This window comes from Pseudomonas sp. FG-3G (assembly GCF_901007645.1).
GTDB classification, from domain to species: domain Bacteria; phylum Pseudomonadota; class Gammaproteobacteria; order Pseudomonadales; family Pseudomonadaceae; genus Aquipseudomonas; species Aquipseudomonas rhizophila.
In genome coordinates this window covers 161,035-180,784 of sequence record NZ_CAAKGZ010000020.1, presented here as the reverse complement: position 1 = coordinate 180,784, position 19,750 = coordinate 161,035, and the positions used below count along the sequence as shown (strand labels likewise).

General features: G+C 60.4%; 21 protein-coding genes. 7 read left to right on the top strand and 14 right to left on the bottom strand.

Going from position 1 to position 19,750, the window contains the following annotated elements:
• Positions 1-20: 20 nt before the first annotated feature.
• The 4 genes from cydB to PSEUDOMOFG3G_RS10555 all read right to left on the bottom strand — a co-directional run bounded on the left by cydB (position 21) and on the right by PSEUDOMOFG3G_RS10555 (position 4,388).
• Positions 21-1,157, bottom strand: coding sequence for a cytochrome d ubiquinol oxidase subunit II (gene cydB / locus PSEUDOMOFG3G_RS10570; RefSeq protein ID WP_139049886.1), 1,137 nt, complete (start codon positions 1,155-1,157; stop codon positions 21-23).
• Entirely contained in the window at positions 1,150-2,721 is a 1,572-nt protein-coding gene (locus PSEUDOMOFG3G_RS10565) for a cytochrome ubiquinol oxidase subunit I (protein WP_047225665.1), read from the bottom strand. The genes cydB and PSEUDOMOFG3G_RS10565 overlap by 8 nt, the downstream gene beginning before the upstream one ends.
• Positions 2,718-2,918, bottom strand: coding sequence for a cytochrome oxidase putative small subunit CydP (cydP, locus tag PSEUDOMOFG3G_RS10560; RefSeq protein ID WP_052915280.1), 201 nt, complete (start codon positions 2,916-2,918; stop codon positions 2,718-2,720). Before cydP ends, PSEUDOMOFG3G_RS10565 begins: the two co-directional genes overlap by 4 nt.
• Before the next feature lie 144 nt (positions 2,919-3,062).
• Positions 3,063-4,388 carry a sigma-54-dependent Fis family transcriptional regulator gene (locus PSEUDOMOFG3G_RS10555; protein WP_139049885.1) on the bottom strand — a complete coding sequence of 442 codons (1,326 nt, stop codon included), beginning with the start codon at positions 4,386-4,388 and terminating at the stop codon, positions 3,063-3,065.
• Positions 4,389-4,614: 226 nt separating this feature from the next.
• On the opposite strand from PSEUDOMOFG3G_RS10555, the gene PSEUDOMOFG3G_RS10550 reads away from it, so the two are divergent.
• The 7 genes from PSEUDOMOFG3G_RS10550 to PSEUDOMOFG3G_RS10520 all read left to right on the top strand — a co-directional run bounded on the left by PSEUDOMOFG3G_RS10550 (position 4,615) and on the right by PSEUDOMOFG3G_RS10520 (position 10,340).
• The gene (locus tag PSEUDOMOFG3G_RS10550; protein WP_047225663.1) at positions 4,615-5,493 is read left to right on the top strand and encodes an MBL fold metallo-hydrolase; all 879 of its coding nucleotides are present in this window, start codon (positions 4,615-4,617) and stop codon (positions 5,491-5,493) included.
• Positions 5,494-5,535: 42 nt separating this feature from the next.
• Complete coding sequence (locus PSEUDOMOFG3G_RS10545) at positions 5,536-7,206, top strand: bifunctional protein tyrosine phosphatase family protein/NAD(P)/FAD-dependent oxidoreductase (protein ID WP_139049884.1); 1,671 nt, start codon at positions 5,536-5,538, stop codon at positions 7,204-7,206.
• A gap of 28 nt (positions 7,207-7,234) precedes the next feature.
• Positions 7,235-8,038: a sulfite exporter TauE/SafE family protein gene (locus tag PSEUDOMOFG3G_RS10540; protein ID WP_139049883.1), complete on the top strand. Its 804-nt coding sequence runs from the start codon at positions 7,235-7,237 to the stop codon at positions 8,036-8,038.
• Positions 8,039-8,081: 43 nt separating this feature from the next.
• Positions 8,082-8,516 (top strand): YeeE/YedE family protein, encoded by a 435-nt coding sequence (locus PSEUDOMOFG3G_RS10535; RefSeq protein WP_139049882.1) that lies wholly within the window; start codon positions 8,082-8,084, stop codon positions 8,514-8,516.
• Between the two features lie 2 nt (positions 8,517-8,518).
• The gene (locus PSEUDOMOFG3G_RS10530) at positions 8,519-8,938 is read left to right on the top strand and encodes a DUF6691 family protein (RefSeq protein WP_139049881.1); all 420 of its coding nucleotides are present in this window, start codon (positions 8,519-8,521) and stop codon (positions 8,936-8,938) included.
• A gap of 13 nt (positions 8,939-8,951) precedes the next feature.
• Positions 8,952-9,140 carry a DUF2892 domain-containing protein gene (locus tag PSEUDOMOFG3G_RS10525; RefSeq protein WP_047225658.1) on the top strand — a complete coding sequence of 63 codons (189 nt, stop codon included), beginning with the start codon at positions 8,952-8,954 and terminating at the stop codon, positions 9,138-9,140.
• Positions 9,141-9,224: 84 nt separating this feature from the next.
• Positions 9,225-10,340, top strand: a complete 1,116-nt coding sequence (locus tag PSEUDOMOFG3G_RS10520; protein WP_139049880.1) for an ArsO family NAD(P)H-dependent flavin-containing monooxygenase — start codon at positions 9,225-9,227, stop codon at positions 10,338-10,340.
• Here the strand turns inward: PSEUDOMOFG3G_RS10520 and PSEUDOMOFG3G_RS10515 are convergent.
• From PSEUDOMOFG3G_RS10515 to arsH, 10 genes are all read right to left on the bottom strand, one after another.
• A complete protein-coding gene (locus tag PSEUDOMOFG3G_RS10515; protein WP_047225656.1) occupies positions 10,337-11,704 on the bottom strand; it encodes an ATP-binding protein in 1,368 nt (455 codons plus the stop codon). The two genes, PSEUDOMOFG3G_RS10520 and PSEUDOMOFG3G_RS10515, sit on opposite strands and share 4 nt — an antisense overlap.
• Entirely contained in the window at positions 11,701-12,363 is a 663-nt protein-coding gene (locus PSEUDOMOFG3G_RS10510) for a response regulator (protein ID WP_047225655.1), read from the bottom strand. Before PSEUDOMOFG3G_RS10510 ends, PSEUDOMOFG3G_RS10515 begins: the two co-directional genes overlap by 4 nt.
• Positions 12,364-12,374: 11 nt before the next feature.
• On the bottom strand, positions 12,375-13,019 hold the full coding sequence (locus tag PSEUDOMOFG3G_RS10505; protein WP_139049879.1) for a tetratricopeptide repeat protein: 645 nt from the start codon (positions 13,017-13,019) through the stop codon (positions 12,375-12,377).
• On the bottom strand, positions 13,016-13,825 hold the full coding sequence (locus PSEUDOMOFG3G_RS10500; protein ID WP_047225653.1) for an SDR family oxidoreductase: 810 nt from the start codon (positions 13,823-13,825) through the stop codon (positions 13,016-13,018). The genes PSEUDOMOFG3G_RS10505 and PSEUDOMOFG3G_RS10500 overlap by 4 nt, the downstream gene beginning before the upstream one ends.
• Positions 13,812-14,486: a TenA family transcriptional regulator gene (locus PSEUDOMOFG3G_RS10495; RefSeq protein ID WP_047225652.1), complete on the bottom strand. Its 675-nt coding sequence runs from the start codon at positions 14,484-14,486 to the stop codon at positions 13,812-13,814. The genes PSEUDOMOFG3G_RS10500 and PSEUDOMOFG3G_RS10495 overlap by 14 nt, the downstream gene beginning before the upstream one ends.
• On the bottom strand, positions 14,483-15,964 hold the full coding sequence (locus tag PSEUDOMOFG3G_RS10490) for an AMP-binding protein (RefSeq protein WP_139049878.1): 1,482 nt from the start codon (positions 15,962-15,964) through the stop codon (positions 14,483-14,485). Before PSEUDOMOFG3G_RS10490 ends, PSEUDOMOFG3G_RS10495 begins: the two co-directional genes overlap by 4 nt.
• A complete protein-coding gene (locus PSEUDOMOFG3G_RS10485; RefSeq protein WP_139049877.1) occupies positions 15,954-16,631 on the bottom strand; it encodes a thermostable hemolysin in 678 nt (225 codons plus the stop codon). Before PSEUDOMOFG3G_RS10485 ends, PSEUDOMOFG3G_RS10490 begins: the two co-directional genes overlap by 11 nt.
• Positions 16,632-16,700: 69 nt before the next feature.
• A complete protein-coding gene (gene arsJ / locus PSEUDOMOFG3G_RS10480; protein WP_139049876.1) occupies positions 16,701-17,930 on the bottom strand; it encodes an organoarsenical effux MFS transporter ArsJ in 1,230 nt (409 codons plus the stop codon).
• A 9-nt stretch (positions 17,931-17,939) separates the two neighbouring features.
• On the bottom strand, positions 17,940-18,944 hold the full coding sequence (locus PSEUDOMOFG3G_RS10475; protein WP_076384302.1) for an ArsJ-associated glyceraldehyde-3-phosphate dehydrogenase: 1,005 nt from the start codon (positions 18,942-18,944) through the stop codon (positions 17,940-17,942).
• Between the two features lie 68 nt (positions 18,945-19,012).
• Complete coding sequence (gene arsH / locus PSEUDOMOFG3G_RS10470) at positions 19,013-19,729, bottom strand: arsenical resistance protein ArsH (protein ID WP_139049875.1); 717 nt, start codon at positions 19,727-19,729, stop codon at positions 19,013-19,015.
• Positions 19,730-19,750 lie beyond the last annotated feature (21 nt).

Sequence of the window (19,750 nt, the reverse complement as noted above, 5' to 3'; positions counted from 1 at the left end):
TCTTTGCTCCTTTGCCGGCACTAGTAGGCCGAATGCTCGTTGGCTTTGATCTGGGCAGCGGTGACTTTTCCGCTCATGACGCGATACGCCCAAGAGGTATAAATCACGATCAGGGGCATGAAGATCAACGTGGCCCAGAACATGATCGCCAGGCTCAGGTGGCTGGAGACGCTGTCCCACACCGTCAGGCTTGCCGCGGGCATGGTTGATGAAGGCATGATGAACGGAAACATTGAGACGCCTGCCGTGCTGATCACGCCAATCACCGCAAGCGATGAGGCGACAAACGCCGACAGCGTACGGCGCACCATCAACAAGAACGCGGCAGCTATAGCCCCGCCCAATCCAAGGACGGGCAGCAGCCAAAGCAATGGATAGCGTTCGTAGTTGGCCATCCAGGCGCCAGGTTCACGTACCACAGTCTTGCTGAGGATGTCCGGCAGCGCCGCGGTATCAACGAGCGAGGTGATGCGGTAGCCGTCAATCCATTGCAGCCAAATGCCGGCCACGATGAATGAGCACACCAGCACGATCGCCGCCGCCACCGCACCTTTTACTGCCCGGGACTGGATAATCCCCTCAGTGCGATGGGCCAGATAAGTGCCGCCCTGCAGGGTGATCATTGCACTGCTCACAACACCGGACAGCAGCGCGAAAGGATTGAGCAGTTGCCAGAAACTGCCAGTGTAGGTAGACACCAGATAGTCATTGAAGTGAAACGGCACGCCCAGCAGCAAGTTGCCAAACGCAATCCCGAACACCAGCGGAGGCACCGCCCCTCCGATAAAGAGCCCCCAATCCCAGGTGCTGCGCCAGGTGGCGTTGTGGATCTTGCTACGGTAGTCAAACCCCACCGGGCGGAAGAACAACGCCCAGAGCACCAGAATCATCGCCCAGTAGAAACCACTGAAGGCAGTGGCGTAGACCACAGGCCAGGCCGCGAACAAGGCGCCGCCAGCGGTGATGAACCAGACCTGATTACCATCCCAATGCGGCCCGACAGTATTGATGACAACGCGCCGCTCCAGGTCATTGCGGCCAACGAATGGCAGCAGCGTGCCGACGCCCATGTCATGACCATCCATGATCGCAAAACCGATCAGCAGGACGCCGACCAACGCCCACCAGATTATTTTCAGGGTGAAGTAATCAAGCATGGTGAAGCTCCTTCAGATGAGCGTCGTGAACATAACGGCCTGTACCGAGGCTGCCGGGCCCTTGGCGGGCGAACTTGACCATCAGGAACATTTCCACCACCAGCAAGACGGTGTAGAAAACGATGAACCCGGCCAGCGAGCCATACAGGTTGTTGACGCTGAGCGTGGACACGCTCATGTGGGTCGGTAATACGCCGTAGATCGTCCAGGGCTGACGGCCGTATTCGGCGACAAACCAGCCCAGTTCACAGGCGATCCAGGGCGCCGGCAGCATGTAGAGTGCCCAACGCAACAACCCTCGGTGGCGGGTGCGGTTCGACTTCAGCGTGCTCCAGAATGCCAGTGCAAAGAGCATCAGCATCGCAAAACCCAGGCCGACCATGATCCGGAACGCCCAAAACATAGGCGTCACGCGCGGAACCGTATCGTTCACCGCGGTTTCGATCATGGCCGGCGTGGCCTGATTGACGTCCTCGACATAGCGCTTGAGCAGCAACCCGAAGCCCAGGTCAGCTTTGTATTCTTCGAACGTCTTGAACGCCGCCGGATCGCTGCGATTGGCTCTCAGTGCTTCCAGCGCATTGACTGCGCTAATACCGCGGATGATTCGGGCGCGGTTCTTTTCCTTGATCTCATGAATGCCGGGAATCTGCTGGCTGACCGAGCGGGTCCCGATCAGGCCCATCAACCATGGCACCTCGACCTCCCAATTATTTCGGGATTGAGCTTCATCGATGCTCGCGATCAGCGTCAGGCCAGCCGGCGCGGGCTTTGTTTCCCACATGGCCTCCATGGCCGCCAGCTTGGTCTGCTGCGCCTCCCCCACCGTGTAACCGGACTCATCGCCCAGTACGATGACGCTCAGCACAGAGGCCAGGCCGAACGCTGCGGCGACCCGAAAGCTACGTTTGGCAAACTCGACATCACGATTTTTGAGTAAATACCAACTGGAGATCGACAGCACAAACATCGAACCGGTGACATACCCGGCCGAAACCGTATGGACAAACTTGGCCTGGGCCACCGGATTGAACACCACCGTCCAGAAATCGACCATTTCCATGCGCATGGTGATGTAGCTGAACTCTGAGCCCACCGGGTTCTGCATCCAGCCATTGGCGATCAGGATCCACAGCGCCGACAGGTTTGTGCCGATTGCCATCAACAACGTGACCAGCAAGTGATGCTGTCTCTTGAGACGGTCCCAACCAAAAAAGAACAGCCCGATCATGGTCGATTCGAGGAAGAACGCCATCAAGCCTTCGATTGCCAGCGGTGCACCGAAGATGTCACCGACATAGTGCGAGTAGTAGGCCCAGTTGGTGCCGAACTGAAATTCCAGGGTGATCCCGGTGGTCACCCCCAGCGCGAAGTTGATGCCAAATAGCTTGCCCCAGAAGCGCGTCATGTCTTTCCAGATGACGTTACCGGTCATCACATAGACGCTTTCCATGATGACCAGCAGCCACACCATGCCAACGGTGAGCGGTACGAAAAGGAAGTGATAAAGCGCCGTGGCTGCGAACTGCAGCCGCGACAAATCCACCAGTTGTTCTGAGATCACTTGCTTGCCCCTTGAGCCGAGGTGGGTACACCGAAACGGTTGCCGACCGCGTTGGAATCGACGCTGACGTGGAAATCCTGGATGAATAGCCACCACAGCACTGCCAGCACGAGCAGCTTGATAAGCACTGCTGTGAGCAGATGACGGCGCAGTCGTTTGTCGGAAATAGTCATGTCGGTGCAGTTAGCACGCGCCATGCCAAGGCTCAGGGTCAGGTTTTTATCGTTAAATAACAGCCGATTAGGAACGTAACCTGGGAGAAGGGGGATTTTGCGCCAACCTCAGAGCCTGCCAATCTGCCATGACGGCAGTGATTGGCAGTCAGGTGTCATAGCGGCTGATCAGGCCAAACCCTGCTCTTTCAAGCGCCGGTACAAAGTCCGTTCGCTGATACCCAAGTGCCGGGCCAGCTCACTGCGGGTCCCTTTGAACGCAGACAGGATCTGGGCCAACGAGTGGCCATCAGCACCAGCCGGGTTAGCCAGTCGTTGGGCTGTCGCATCGGGGACCTGGGGTAAATGCACGGAATGAATGACCCCGTCATCGGCAAACAGGCTGGCTCTTTCCAGCACATTACGAAGCTCGCGGATATTGCCCGGCCAGGAGTATCGCTGCAGTTGCATCAAGGCATCGGCGTCGATGGTCAGCCGGCGCTTGCCCGTACCGGAACGTTGCAATAACGAATTGACCAGCAGCGCGATGTCCTCCATGCGATTGCGCAGAGGCGGTAAATGAATGGGAAATACGCTGATGCGGTAGTACAGGTCTTGCCTGAACTCACCCTGGGCCATCATCTGTTCCAAGGGCTTATGGGTGGCGGCAACCAATCGGAAATCGGCATGCAAGGTTTCCACGCCGCCAACACGGCGATAGGTTCCCGACTCAATCAGCCTGAGCAGTTTCACCTGCATGGCCAGGGGAACGTCGCCGATTTCATCAAGAAACAGCGTACCGCCCTGGGCTGTTTCGACCAGGCCCTGCTTGCGCAGGGTGGCCCCGGTGAATGCGCCTTTCTCGTGGCCGAACAGTTCGCTCTCAAACAGCGTTTCAGTCAACCCGGAACAGTCCACTACCACAAAGGGCCCGTTGGCCCGCTCGCTGGTTTCATGGACCGCACGGGCAAACAGTTCCTTACCCGTCCCCGACTCTCCCAGCAGCAGCACCGGCAACATGGACGGCGCGACCCGCTGCAGTTCCGACAGTGCACGGTTGAACGCCGGAGAGCTGCCCACCAGGCCCTCATTGCTGGGCCGTGCTGAGGCGCTGCGTACCAGGGTAAGGCGCTCCACATAAGCGGTTATGTCGCCATGGTCATTGAGGATCGGCCGCAGCTCCACGTCGACATGTTCAGGCCCGCGGGGGGTGTGGTGAATGTGCAGGACTCGATCCGGGCCGCGCATTTCCCTGGCCTTCTTCATCGGGCAGTTCTCCCCCGCCTGATCGCAAGGCACATCGTAATGATGGGAAATCCGATAGCACTTATGACCAATAAACGGTTGATCGGCACTGCCGAACTGGCGCCGATAGGCGGTGTTCGCCGCCAGAATGTTGTAGTCCGGGTCCAGCACGATCATCGGCTGCGGCTCGTGCTCGAGAAACGAAACCAGAGACTGCACCTGGTCCGGCGGGGGGATCGAATTGTTCGGGGTTGGCAGGATAGTGCTCATCGGGGTTCCTGTGGATTCATCCGGACGCAAGCGACACTGCCACTATGCCAACAAACACTGCCAATGGCAGTTGTTTATTCGTGTGCGTGAAAATGCCGCATCCAACCTACAAAAATAAACACAACAAATTCAAATAGATAGCTATGATTTTTCGCTCACTCGGTCCATGGCAGACTTATTGCTATGTCAGGTTAAACCAGTCGGCAACAAGACCAGGAGACCGATCATGACCGCTACACTGCACGTCGAAGGATTTTTCGATCCCGATACTCATACTGTCAGTTATATCGTGCTTGATCAGGCGACCCGCCACTGCGCACTCGTGGACAGCGTACTGGATTACGATCCCAAGTCCGGCCATACCACGACGACGTCTGCCGACACGTTGATCGCCAGGGTGGCCGAGCTGGACGCCAAGGTTCAATGGATTCTTGAAACCCATGTCCACGCCGACCACCTCACGGCAGCGCCTTACCTCAAAGAAAAGCTGGGAGGCAAGATCGGCATCGGCAGTCGCATCACCACCGTGCAGCAAGCCTTTGGCACGCTGTTCAATACCGGTGATGACATGGCCCAGGATGGAAGTCAGTTCGATCATCTGTTCGTCAATGACTACACGTTCTCCATCGGTTCGCTGCAATGCCGCGCACTGCATACGCCGGGCCATACACCCGCCTGCATGACGTACGTCGTCAGCGACGCCAGGCAAACGGTGGCATTCGTCGGCGACACCCTGTTCATGCCCGACTACGGTACGGCGCGCTGTGATTTTCCTGGTGGCGATGCCCGCACCTTGTTCCGGTCCATCAACAAGGTACTGAGCCTGCCGGCCGATACGGTGCTGTACATGTGCCACGACTACCAGCCCGACGGCCGCGAGGTACTGTTCGCCAGTACCGTTGCCGAGCAGCGCGCCGACAATATCCATGTGCGCAACGGCATCAGTGAAGAAGAGTTCGTGGCCATGCGCACCAAGCGTGACAGCACGTTGGAAATGCCGACGCTGATCCTGCCATCGGTTCAGGTGAACATGCGCGCCGGACACTTTCCTGAGCCGGAATCGAACGGCACACGCTATCTGAAGATCCCGCTCAACGTGCTCTGACGTCCCCTCCCCCTATAAGAAAATCCCATCACGGAGACCACCATGGACATCCGCCACCTTGCGCCAGGCTTAGCGGTATCGGAGCAGATTTTCCCCGATCAATTGACGGAACTGAAAAACACCGGCTTTCGCGCCATCGTGTGTAATCGCCCGGATGGCGAAGGCAGCGATCAACCCTTGTTTGCCGAAATCAAGCGCGCGGCTGAAGCGATGGGCATTGAAGCTCACTATCTTCCCGCGGAATCGGGCAAGGTCACCGACGAGCAAGGCGTTGCCTTCGGCCGGCTATTTGAATCGCTGCCAAAATCGGTGTTGGCGTATTGCCGCTCCGGCATGCGTTCGACAACGATGTGGGCGCTGTCACAAGCGAACCTGCTTCCTCTGCCGCAGATCGTCGAAACAGCCAAAGATGCCGGGTTTGACATGAAAGGCGTTATCCGCCGGATTGCAAACAAGGGGCAGACCCCGATCGAAGTGGCCGAGGCCGAACATGCGGTGGTCATTATCGGGGGCGGCGCAGCGGGCATTGCGGCGGCATCCAGCTTATTGGCCAGGGAACCGGGGCTCGACATCGCCATCATTGACCCGGCAGATGTGCATTATTACCAGCCCGGCTGGACGCTGGTCGGTTGCGGTGTCTTCGATGCCCCCCGGACCGCCCATACGATGGGCTCGACCATTCCTCGCGGCGTGCACTGGATCAAAGCCGCCGTGGCCGCTTTTGAACCCGAGAAAGATGCGCTCATTCTCGATGGGTGCAGAGTCGTCAAGTATCAACAACTGATCGTATGCCCTGGCCTGAAACTCAACTGGAATGCCATTGAAGGTCTGCCGCAGACATTGGGTCGCAACGGCGTTACATCCAACTACCTGTATCACCTCGCCCCCTATACCTGGGAGTGCGTGCAGCAACTGCGCGGTGGCCGGGCCATCTTCACGCAACCGCCGATGCCGATCAAATGTGCCGGGGCGCCGCAAAAAGCCATGTATCTCTCTGCCGACCACTGGCGGCGTGAAGGGGTACTCGGCAACATCAAGATCGATTTCTGTAGTGCCGCAGCAGTGCTGTTCGGCGTGCCCGATTACGTGCCGGCCCTGATGGAGTACATCCGCGCCTATGGCATCGACCTGAACTTCGGCAGCACGCTGACGAGCGTTGACGGTCCCGCGCGAACCGCCACCTTCAGTTGCGCCCAGCCCGATGGCACACGCCAGCTTGTCACGCGCGACTTCGACCTGCTGCATGTGGTGCCCCCACAGATTGCGCCAGACTTTATCCGCGTCAGCCCCCTCGCCGATGCCGCTGGCTGGATTGATGTCGACCCCGACACGCTGCGCCATAAAACCTGGGCGAATATTCACGCACTGGGCGACGCCACCAACTCCAGCAATGCCAAGACCGCCGCGGCCGCTCGCAAGCAGGCGCCCGTGGTCGCCCATAACGTGCTGGCAGCCATGGGCAAAGCCAAGGGCAACGCTCATTACGACGGTTACGGCTCCTGTCCGCTGACAGTCGAACGGGGCAAGATCGTCCTGGCGGAGTTCACCTATGGCGGCACCGTCGCCCCCAGCTTCCCGTCCTGGCTGATTGACGGTACCCGACCATCGCGGCTGGCCTGGCTACTCAAGGAGCGGATTCTCCCTCCGTTGTATTGGAAGGGCATGCTCAAGGGACATGAGTGGCTGGCTAAACCGGAGTTGGCGGATCTATGAAACCAGACCTCAAGGCAAGGAGAGAGGGATGATCGTCATCTTGCTGCTCGGCCTGACCGTGGGTGTGATTCTGGCGCTGACGGGCGCTGGCGGGGGAATACTGGCGGTTCCCCTGCTGGTCTTCGGCGCGGGCCTGAGCATGGCCGAAGCCGGGCCCATCGGCTTGATGGCGGTGGGTTTGGCCGCGTCCCTGGGTGCAGTGATGGGCCTTAGAAACGGCACCGTACGCTATAAGGCTGCGCTGCTGACCGCAGGCGCGGGCATCATCTGTTCTCCACTGGGGATCTGGCTGGCTCAGCGCACGCCCAACCGTCCTTTGGCGGTCCTGTTTGCCCTTCTATTGATGTACGTGGCCTTCCGAGCCTTTCAAAAATCATTGCCCTCGCGCGCAGATTGCAAAGCCACGTCGAAGCGCAAACCCCCGCCTTGTGTACTGGACGAAAACCGCGGCAAGCTCCATTGGACCGCACCCTGTGCCTGGGCGCTTGCGGTATCCGGCATGGTCGCCGGCGCGCTGTCCGGCCTGCTGGGTGTGGGCGGCGGTTTTGTCATGGTCCCGGCACTCCAGCGCTACACCAATCTGTCCACCCAATCGGTGCTCGCCACGTCGCTGACGGTCATTGCCCTGGTTTCAATTTCCGGCGTGGTGGCGAGCTCGGCGGCGGGTCATTTGCAATGGGCGATTGCCGTACCTTTTACCCTTGGCGCATTGTTGGGAATGACCGGCGGCCGCTTGCTCGCCGCCCGGCTGCCGGAGCCCTATCTGCAAAAAGGCTTCGCCATTCTGGCTGCGCTGGTGGCCCTGGCATTGGTTGTAAAAGCCCTGGGTTAATCGCCTGCTGGAGTCTCAACGTGGTTTGTATCGGAGAAATCTCATGAACATTGACTGGCTCAACTTCACGCCCTGGTCAGCCCTTGCCGGCGGTGCGTTGATTGGTTTGGCTGCCAGCCTTTTCGTTGTCGCCAATGGGCGTATCGCCGGCATCAGCGGTTTACTCGGCAGCCTGCTGCAGCGTGGTAGCGAGGGGGTTAGCGAGAAAGCGCTGTTTCTGTTGGGGCTGCTCGTTGCGCCGCTGCTATGGGGCCTATTCACCGCGTTGCCGCAGATCGAGTTTCAGAGCGGCTGGCTCGGCCTCAGCGTCGCCGGCCTGCTGGTGGGCATCGGCACCCGCTACGGGTCGGGCTGTACCAGCGGCCACGGCGTATGTGGCCTGTCGCGCCTTTCACCGCGTTCGATGATCGCCACGGCATGTTTCATGTTCAGCGGTTTCGCCACGGTCTTTGTCCTGCGTCATGTGTTGGAGGGTTGAACATGCTCAAACTGACTGCATTCATGGCCGGTCTGGTGTTCGGCTTCGGTCTGCTCCTGGCGGGCATGGCCAATCCGAGCAAAGTCTTGGCGTTCCTGGATGTGACCGGCACTTGGGACCCCTCCCTGGCCCTGGTCATGCTCGCAGCGATTGGTGTCGCGATCGGCCCACTGACCTGGGCCCGCCGCCAGACCCGTTCGGTGCTGGGAAACCCGATGCAATTGCCGATCAAGCGTGAGCTGGACCCTCGCCTGATCGGCGGCAGCCTGCTGTTTGGCATCGGTTGGGGGATAGCCGGTATCTGTCCGGGGCCCGCCGTGGCGATCCTGCTCACCGGGCACTGGCAAATCATCGTATTCATGGCGGCCATGCTGGCTGGCATGTTGTTGTTCACCGCGCTGGAGAACCGGCGCACTCACTGATCGGGAGATCGTCATGAAAGCCAATATCGGAACCATCGACCGTAGCTTGCGTATTGCCGCGGGACTTGTCCTCATTGCCCTCAGCCTGAGCGGCGTGATCGGCTTGTGGGGCTGGATCGGCCTGGTGCCGCTGGCCACGGGGATCTTCCGTTTCTGCCCGGTCTATACATTACTGGGCATCAGGACCTGCAAACGCTGCTGAGGCGGGTGCTGCCGCGCCTGCAAATGACGGTACTGTCAGCCATTACACCGGCTTGTTTTCCCACCTCAATCGGAGACCACCGTCATGACTCATTCGCCTGCCACTGCCAGTCAATATGACGTGGTGATTGTCGGTGGAGGCCAATCCGCCTTGGCGGTGGCGTATTTCCTGCGGCGCACCCGACTTTCGTTCGTCATTCTCGATGCCGAGCAAGGGCCAGGAGGTGCCTGGCGCCATGGCTGGAATTCTTTGCGTCTATTCTCCCCCGCCACCTGGAGCTCGATCCCAGGCTGGATGATGCCGCCCACGCAGGATGGCTACCCATCACGCGACCATGTGATCGACTACCTCAAGCAGTACGAACAGCGCTATCAATTGCCCATCGTGCGTCCCGTGCGCGTCACCTCTGTAGAGCGTACAGAAACCGGGTTGCGGATTAAGGCGTACGATAGACATTGGGACGCCAAGGTTGTGGTTAGCGCCACCGGCACCTGGAGTACCCCGTTCATCCCCCACTACCCCGGCGAGGGATTATTCGCCGGTCAACAACTGCACTCGGCAAACTACCTCCAAGCGCAGCCGTTCACCGGAAAAAAAGTCCTGGTTATCGGTGGCGGCAATTCAGGGGCGCAGATTCTGGCCGAGGTTTCCAGGGTTGCCGAAACCACATGGGTAACACCTGTTGAACCCCTGTTCCTGCCTGATGAAGTGGATGGGCAGGTGTTGTTCGAGCGCGCCACGCAGCGCTGGAAAGCGCAACAGGAAGGTCGCGTCATCGAACAGCCCGTGGGTGGGCTGGGTGACATCGTCATGGTACCGCCCGTTGTCGAGGCCCGGTCGCGCAACGCGCTCAAATCAGTCCGACCTTTCGAACGCTTCACCCGCAACGGCGTAATCTGGGCCGACGGGAGCGAGTCTGCGGTGGACGTGGTGATCTGGTGCACCGGCTTCCGCCCCGCCCTGCAGCATCTGGAGCCACTGGGTGTGCTCAACGCTGAAGGACGCGTGGACGTTGACGGGACTCATTCGATTCAAGAGCCCAGGCTATGGCTGGTCGGCTATGGCGAATGGACCGGTGCGGCCTCCGCTACGCTGATCGGCGTAACACGCACGGCCCGCAGCACGGTCAACGAAATTGCCGCTTTCCTCGTCGGTCCATCCGATGCCCAAACACTACCGGCACGCGACGAGCAAGGTTAAAGACGGCCCATCTGCAACGTGGCGCGCAGACCTCCCTCGGGGCGATTCTCCAACCGGACCTGCCCGCCAAGCCGATTGGCGATGGTCCGCACGATCGTCAAGCCCAACCCAGCACCCTGGTCGTTGCCGCGGCTGTAGAAGCGTTCAAAAAGCCGGTCCCGTTCGGCCTCGTCTATGCCTGGCCCCTGATCCTCGACCGCCAGCTCGTAATGATCTCCCTGTCGGGCCAGTCGCACCGTGATCAAGCCGTTGGGGGGAGAAAAGTTGGCCGCATTGGTCACCAGGTTGTTCAAGGCAATATCGATGGACACCGGATCAATCCTCACCGGGTCGATGTCATCACTGACGTCCAGAACCAGCTCCAGCCCCTTGCTGAGCAACCAGGGAGTCATCTGAACCAGACTTTCACGCACAGTGGCGGGCAGATCGATCACGGCGGGTGCAGGCACGCCGGCTTGTGGTTCAAGGCGTGCCATGGTGAGCAACTGATTGACCAGGCGCGTGGTGCGATCCACTCCGACGATCAGGTGTTGCAGGGACTCACGCCGGCTCTGCTCATTCCCCGCCTCCATCAGGTTCTGCGCATGAACCCTGAGCACCGCCAGGGGGGTTCGCATCTCATGGGCTGCGTCGGCAATAAAACGCCGTTCACGGCCCATCAACTCCTGGATCTGCGCCAGCACCCGATTGAGCGCCGCTTGCATGGGCTCCAGTTCGCTGGGCAGCGGCACCAATTGCAGAGGCTCCAGTGAGCCCGGATGCCGCGCACGCAACTTGGCTGCCATGTCGACCAGAGGCTTGAGCCCCCAGCCGATGGCCAACCAGATCACGGCGGCAAGAATCAGGCTGCCGATCAGATTAGGCACCACCGTGTGACGGACAATACGATCGACCAGATCGGACCGCACATCATCACGCTCCCCTACCCAGATTTTCAGGCCGTACTGTGTATCATCCAGTACGAACGCCCGCCACATACGGTCCTTTTGGTCTATCACGTCGCTGAAACCAGGAGCAATCGGCGGTGAGGTGAATGTCGGTGCACTGGAGGTGTGAACCAGCAACGCACCTTTTGAATCCCAGACCTGAAAGGCGATTTTGCTCTCATAGGGATGTCCATCGACTTTGGGAACCGCCGACGCCAAGGCCGAATTGAATGCCTGATACAACTGCGCATGTTCCTTGCTGGCCATGGGCATGCGCATGACACCCTGCAACAGCCGGGCGTTCTGGGCCAGTTGGGCATCGTAGACTTCAGCGATCTCGTGGTTGCTGTCATGCAGATTGAATACGGTGATGATCAACAGGCCAACGAACAAAAGCCCCAGGATCAGCGTGAGGGTGCGCCGCCGGATTGAAGTCATCGGCGCTCCTCCACCAGATACCCGACGCCACGAATGGTACGGATCAGGTCGGTGGAAAATTTCTTGCGCAGGTGGTGAATATGCACTTCCAGGGTGTTGCTCTCGGCCTCCTCGTTCCAGCCGTAAAGCAATTGCATCAGATGATCGCGCGTCATGACCCGGCCCGGCGGCGACAGCAATTCATGGAGCAACTGATACTCCTTGGGCGTCAACGCCACCGGGTTGCCCTGATAGCTGACCTGCTGGGTCCCCGGATTGAGGCTGATGCCGGCATGCTCGATCAGCGCCTGGGCACGACCGGCGCTGCGGCGCAACAAGGCCCGCAACCGGGCCTTGAGTTCCGCCAGATCGAAGGGTTTGATCAAGTAGTCGTCGGCCCCGGCATCGAGCCCGGCAATGCGATCTTCGGTGGCGTCCCGGGCGGTGAGGATCAGCACCGGCAGGTTGGAACCGCTGTCACGCAAGCGACGCAACACCTGCAGGCCGTCCATCCGTGGCAGGCCCAGGTCAAGCACAGCCAGGTCAAAGGTTTCGCTGAGCAGTGCGTGCAAGGCGCTGCTCCCGTCCTTCAACCAGTCTACGGTATAGCCTTCGCGGCTCAGGGCCTGATGGATGCCTTCGCCCAGGGCCACGTCATCCTCGATCAGTAATAAGCGCACGCACACTCCTCTCAGCCAAGTTTTTTGTTCACATCCACCAGCAACGCTTCGATTTCCTTGCGGCGCCCCGCGTCAGCGGTTTCCCGGCCGGGCCGTGGCGCTGCCTGCAAGGCTTTTTGCAGGGCAACCCGGGCTTCAGCGTAGCGTTTCTGACGGTAGAGGTGATCGCCCCAGAAGTACAGACTGTCAATGCCGTTTGGGTTCAGTTGCAGCGCCTGCTGGAGCAGTTGCTCGGCCTTGTCCGAGTCGCCAAACCCCAAGGGCCAGCCGGGAACCCGATCATAGAGTGCGCCGAGGCTGGTGTAGGCCGAGCCTTGCAAGGCTTTGGGATCCAGGGCCAGGGCCTGTTCCAGATCGGCCTTGGCGTCCTTGACCTTGCCCAGCGCACCGATCCCGCCTGCGGCCCCTGCCCAACTGCTTTTGACAATGCCCGACCAGATCCAGGCCTCGGCCACTGACGGGCGTTGCTGCTTGAACGCCGAAGCCTGGGCGGCGAGTTTTTCAAAGGCATCGGCACGCTGCCCCTCAGGCAACTCATATTGAATATGCGCCCAGCTTTGCTGGATGCCTGTGAGACGCTGCTGGTCGGCGTCATCCAAGGCCCAGGCGCTTTGAGCCAGGGCGCCGAACAGCAAACAGATCAGAATTTTTTTCATGGTTTGAGGTGCTCGTTCTCAGGTTTATGGCTCAGACGGCGAACCAGTGGCAGTTGCTTGCGCAGGCCACGGTCCACCAGGTTGGGCAGCAGGCTGTTGAGGCCGACGAAAAAACGCTCGGGCCAGCCCAGATACAGCTCGCGACGGTCGCCGGTAATGGCATGTATGACCGCCGACGCCACGGCGTGTGGGTCATCGACGTTGGCCTTGAGCGCCTGGTTGAGGGCTTGGGCCGCCGGGCTGTTCATCGACGTACGTGTAGCCCGGGGCGCCACGTAGAGCACGCCGACACGGGTGTCCGCCAATTCCCGGCGCAGTGCTTCGGAGAACCCGCGCAGGGCGAACTTGCTGGCACAGTAACTGGCGTAGCCTGGGTAGCCGATCGAGCCGTAGGTCGAGCCGACATTGACCACCATGGCGCTGGCGGCCTGTTTAAGCAGTGGCAGCAACAGTTTGCTCAAACAGATCGGCGCGCTGATGTTCAACGCCAGCATGGCGTCGATCTCACTGTCCTCGAGTTGTTCGAGCATGGCAAAGTGGTTAACACCGGCGGCATTGATCAGCAGGTTGATGCCGCCCAAGGCCTCGGCGGCGGCCAGCACCTTGCGCCGATCACCTGGCACAGTCAGGTCTGCGCCAACCCAGTACAACTGCTGCGGGTAGCGTTCGATCAAGGGTTCCAGCGCTTCGCGATGCCTGGCCACGGCCAACACCCGAGCGCCACTGGCGCATAGGGCCTGGGCGATGGCCAGGCCAATTCCGCCACTGGCACCGGTCAAGACGATCCGGGCGTCACACAGGCGCATGCTGGTCCCCCTCGTCACGGGGCAGGCCCCGGAACATCTCGGTGTAGAGCGTGTACACCACTTTGGAGGCGTGGATCACCGCCGCCTGGTCGGCCGGATCCTCCAGCTTGTTCATCAGGCCGCGATAGGTCTGCATGTGCTCGATATCCAGCGACCCGTGGGAGCTGAGGTAGCTGAAAGCGGTGGGCGGCAGTTCCAGGTGTTCACGAATGGCGTCGGCGGCGTGGGTCGCCAGAGCGATGCTGGTGCCCTCGAGCACGTTGACCATGCCGAACAGCCCCACCGGATTGCCCCGGGCGATCAAGTCATACAGGTAACTGACCATCAACTCGATAGGCAGCGACGGCTGACCATCACGCACCGCATCCTTGTCGCCTCCACACACGGCGATGTCATCCAGCACCCATTGCTCATGACCGTATTCCTCGTCGATGTACTCGCACACGGCCTTGCGCAGCCATTCCAGGTGCGCTGGCAGGCGTGCACCGCAAGCCATCATCAACGGTACGGTGTGGCGCACGTGGTAGTAGGCCTGGATCAGAAACGCCCGGTAACTGGCCAGGCTGACCTGGCCGTCGAGGGCGTCACGGATGATCGGCAGGTTGAACAGCGTCTGACGTTCCTGATGGGTGGCTTCTTGCAACGTGTCGAAAAAACTCATGACGGATATTCCTCGGACAGAATGGATTCGCTGAACAACCCGCGGTAATGCTCGACAATCGCTTCACGGCGCGGTCGGCCGTTGGCGGTGAGCAGGCCGTTGGCTGCGGTGAAGGGGTGCGCCAGTCGCGTCCAGTGATGGACCTGCGCGTAATCGGGCAACGCCTCGTTGGCCTTGCTCACCGCCAGATCCAGCGCTTGATCAGAGCAGTCAGCGCGGGTGGGCCACAGCAATGCATGGTTGCGCGGCAAGGCTTCGCCATAGACGAAGGCCTGACTGATGGTGCCGCCTTGGGTAAGTTCGGCTTCGACCCACTCAGGGTTAACGTTGCGACCGAAGCTGGTGACGAATTGGTGCTTCTTGCGCCCGCGCAGGTACAGGAACCCGTCGGCGTCGAACTCCCCCAAGTCGCCGCTGGGCCACCAGTCGTCGGGCGGCGGAGGCTCCCCCAGGTATCCGAGCAAGGTCGAGCCCTTGATCATGACTTCGCCGTCTTCGGCCAGACGAACCTGCACATGGGGCAACGGCTGACCGACACTGCCGGCGCGGTTGGCCTGTGGGCGGTTGAGGCACACCACCGAAGCGCATTCCGACAGCCCGTAGCCTTCGAATACCGGCACGCCAGCACGCTGGGCTCGTTGCAGAAGATCATGGGATACCCGCGCACCGCCCACGGCGGCGAACCGCAAAGCGTGTGGGTAGAACGCTTTCTGCTCGGCGGCCGTGACCAGCATCAGCAGCAATTGTGGAACCAGGATCAGACTCTGCGCCCGGCGCTCGGTCAGGCACGCCAACAGGCGCGCCGGGTCGACGCCACTGGCGCCCTGGATGCCAAGGGTTTTCTGGCCAGGCAGGCTGAGCATCGCCCCGGCATACAGCGCCGCGTAGCACCCGAGGTTTTCCAGAAGCACCGCCAGGGGCAGCAGCGCCAGATGATGCCTTGGGTTGACCGGCTGACTGGCCTGTTCCAGCTCACGGGCGACCCGCAGCAGGCTGTCGGCACTCAGGCAGACACCTTTTGGCGTGCCGGTGGTGCCCGAGGTAAAGGTCAGCTTGGCGGTGCCCGCCGGCAGGCGGCTCGGTCCGAGGTAATCTTTGTGCCAGAACTCGCCGCTGTAGTGGTAACCGGCGGCCTGGAGTTCGGTGGCCAGTCCCGGCTCGGCAATCACCCGCTGCGCCTGGCTCTGCTCCAGGCAGTGCAAGCGTTGAGCCGGACTGAAAAAGCCCGGCAGGATGACGCAAGCCAGACCTTCGAACAAAGCCGCCAGGTCCCAAAGCATGGCTTCGACACCGTTATCCAGGGCCAGGGCAACAACCTTTATGTGTTCATCGCGCAGGCGTTGCTGGCGGTACACCACTTCGGAATAAAGCGTGGCGTAGTCCAGCCGCAAGTTATCGCCCCACAGCGCCACGGCGTAGCCCTTGCGTTGGGCATGCTCACGCAGGGTGAGTTTGAAGCGCTCCACTTCAGGCAACATGGCACGCCTCCCCGTAAGTCTGTGAGAACCCCAGGCGGTCGAACAGACCGGCGTCGCGCAGATGAACGAAGCCTGCACGGATGTTGCCGACATGAATCCATGGCTGACTCTCGTAGTAGCGGCCCCAGAGGTGACGGTCTTCCCCCAGGCGCTGCGGGTCGGCCGGACACAGGGTCACGGGCTTGAGGCCAAGGCGATGGAAACTGTTGACCAGGCCGATATTGCCGGTGAACGCCACCCACTCCAGCCCGCCCATCGCCAACAGATAGGTGATCGCGATAATGCTCAGGCGAGCGCTGCCGGTGTCGCTGGCGGCCAGATTGCCAACTTCGACAATGCCGGCGCGATCCACTGCGCAGTCTGCATCGGCCTTGATCAAAGGCTCGATGGGATCGTCCAGATAATGCTCGAGAAACAGCGGTCCCTGGGCGGCCAGACGCACGCCTGCCACGGCGCAAAGCCTGCCGTCAGCATCATCGAGCCCGAACAGTTCGGGCATGAAGTGACGAATCTCGGCGCCGTGCGCCTGGTGGAAACGCCGGTGGATGAAGGCTTCGAACTCATCCCGGCGGGGCTCTCCCGGCATAGCCCGGTGCAAGTGGCGAACCGGCTGGCCGGCATTGCCGAAAGCCAGCGGTAGATGGATGTTCCAGTCAGAATCGGGCATGGGTCAACGTTCTCCCTTGGGTATGGGGAGAAAGTATCGAGGCCGTTTCTTAACGAAGTCTGAAGGTGGTTAAAGATCGACCGCCGGAGTGGCGTGACGAGGCAAGCCAATGGAAATCAAAGCGGCGAGCAGCACGAAGGCGCTGGATATCCATAAGCACGCCTGCAGCCCGTACACTTGATAAACCCAGCCAGAAAGCACCGTTCCGATCAGCCGTCCCATGGCGTTGGACATGTAGTAAAAACCCACATCCAGCGACACGCCGTCTTCCTTGGCGTAAGACACGATCAAGTAGCTGTGCAACGAAGAGTTCACCGCGAACAGCGCTCCAAAGACCATGAGCCCACCCAGCAGCACCGTCTGTGGTGCCAACCCGCTGTCGAGTCCTAGCGCAATGGCCGCGGGCAGACCTGCCAATGCCATTGCCCACAGACACGCCGCGCGACCATCCGGCACGTGCCCACGTTTCTTGCCAGTGATGTTGGGCGCAAAAGACTGCACGATGCCGTAGCCGATCACCCAGGCCGCGAGGAAACCGCCGACCTTCCAGAAGTCCCAACCGAAAACGCTGCTCAGGTAAACCGGCAGGGCCACCACAAACCAGACGTCGCGGGCACCGAACAAGAACATCCGTGCCGCCGACAAAATGTTGATCGCGCGGCTCTTGGAGAGGATGTCGCGAAACCTGGGCTTGGCTTTCGCTTTACCCAAGTCTTTCTTCAACAGGATCAGGCTGGCGATCCAGATCAACGCCAGTACGCCGGCCATCGCCAGCAGCGCACCTTTGAAACCGATGAGGGCCAGCAAGGCGCCCCCGAGGAAGAAACCAACGCCCTTGAGGGCATTCTTGGAGCCGGTGAGAATCGCCACCCACTTGTACAGTTGCCCATGTTGACCATCGGGAACCAGCAGCTTGATCGAGCTTTTCGCGCTCATCTTGTTCAGGTCTTTGGCGATCCCGGACAGCGCCTGAGCGCCCATCACCCAGGGGATGGTCAACCAGGCCAAGGGAACTGTCAGCATCAACAGCGCCACGACCTGCATCCCCAGGCCGATATTCATGGTTCGGTTCAGGCCAAGCCGGGCACCGAGGTAGCCGCCCACCAGGTTGGTGATCACGCCAAAGATTTCGTAGAACAAAAACAACGCGGCGATTTGCAGCGGGCTGTAGCCCAACGCATGAAAATGCAGCACCACCAACATGCGCAAGGCGCCATCGGTGAGGGTGAAGGCCCAGTAATTGCCGGTGACGAGCAGGTACTGCCGCACTTGCGGAGCGAGGGCTGACAACGCTTTCATGACCGTTCCTCAGACTGTCCGACCGACCATCCGGGCCAGTTCCACGGTGCGGTTGGCATAGCCCCACTCATTGTCGTACCAGGCGTAGAGTTTGACCTGGGTGCCATTGATGACCATGGTCGACAGCGCATCAATGATCGACGAGCGCGGGTCGGTTCGGTAGTCGATGGACACCAATGGGCGCTCCTCAAAACCGAGAATGTCCTTGAGTTCGTTCTCGGAAGCGTCCTTGAGGAACTGATTCACTTCTTCGACGGTGGTGGCTCGCTCGACCTCGAAGACACAATCGGTCAGCGAAGCGTTGGCCAGTGGCACGCGCACGGCGTGACCATTGAGGCGCCCGCGCAGCTCCGGGAAGATTTCCGCGATGGCGGTGGCCGAGCCGGTGCTGGTGGGAATCAGACTCATGCCCGAAGCCCGCGCACGGCGCAGGTCCTTGTGGGGTTGATCGAGGATGCTCTGGGTGTTGGTCAGGTCATGAATGGTGGTGATCGAACCGTGGCGTATGCCGAGCTTCTCGTGGATGACTTTCACCACCGGCGCCAGGCAGTTGGTGGTGCATGAAGCGGCGGTGACGATGGCATGGTCGTCGGGTTTGAACAGCTGATGATTGACGCCCATGACGACGTTCAATGCACCTTTTTCCTTCACCGGGGCGCTGACCACCACGCGCTTCACACCCTGGTCGAGATAGCCCTGAAGCACGGCAACCGTCTTCATTTTTCCGCTGGCTTCGATCACCAGATCGCAGCCCGACCAATCGGTGTCGGCAATCGCTTTATTGGCCGTGACCTTGATCCGCTTGCCATCGATGACGATGTTGTCGCCCTCGGAGCCAGCCTCTGCATTCCAGCGACCATGCACCGAATCGAAGTTCAACAGATGCGCATGGGTCGCGGCGTCACCCGCCGGGTCGTTGATCTGCACAAAGTCGAACTCCGGCCAATGCCAGGCGGCCCGCAATGCCAGGCGACCAATACGCCCAAAACCGTTGATACCCACTTTGATCGTCATGTTGTTGTGCTCCTGTGGCTGGTGTCTATGGAGTTCGACTGCCGGTCGAACCAGGCGTTGGGCTTGACTCAAATGGAGCGCTGATTGACTCGATTCATCAATTCTTGCGCCGACTCCTTGCGCTCGGAATAGCGGTCGACCAGGTAATCCTGGCGGTCGCGAAGCAGCAGCGTGAACTTCACCAATTCCTCCATCACATCCACCACGCGGTCATAGAACGGCGAAGGCTTCATCCGGCCGCTGTCGTCAAACTCCATATAGGCCTTCGGCACGGAGGATTGGTTGGGGATGGTGAACATGCGCATCCAGCGCCCCAGCACCCGCAGTTGATTGACCACGTTGAACGACTGCGAGCCACCGCATACCTGCATGACAGCGAGGGTTTTGCCCTGGGTCGGGCGTACCGCGCCCATGGCCAGCGGCACCCAATCAATCTGCGCCTTGAACACCGCGCTCATGGACCCGTGGCGTTCCGGCGAGCACCAGACCTGGCCTTCGGACCACTGCATCAGCTTGCGCAGTTCCTGGACCCGGGGGTGATCGACCGGTGCGTCATCCGGCAGCGGCAGACCCGACGGATTGAAAATCCGCGCCTCGGCGCCGAAGTGCTCCAACAACCGAGCGGCCTCCTCTACCAACAGGCGACTGAAGGAACGCTCGCGCGTCGATCCGTACAGCAGCAAAATGCGTGGCTTGTGGCTGGATGTGGTTTCGATACCGAGTTTGTCTGTCGACGGAAGATCGGCCAGTTCGGTTTCGAGTTGGGGAATAGAGTCATCAAACATAGTCTTTTCCTGCGCGACGGC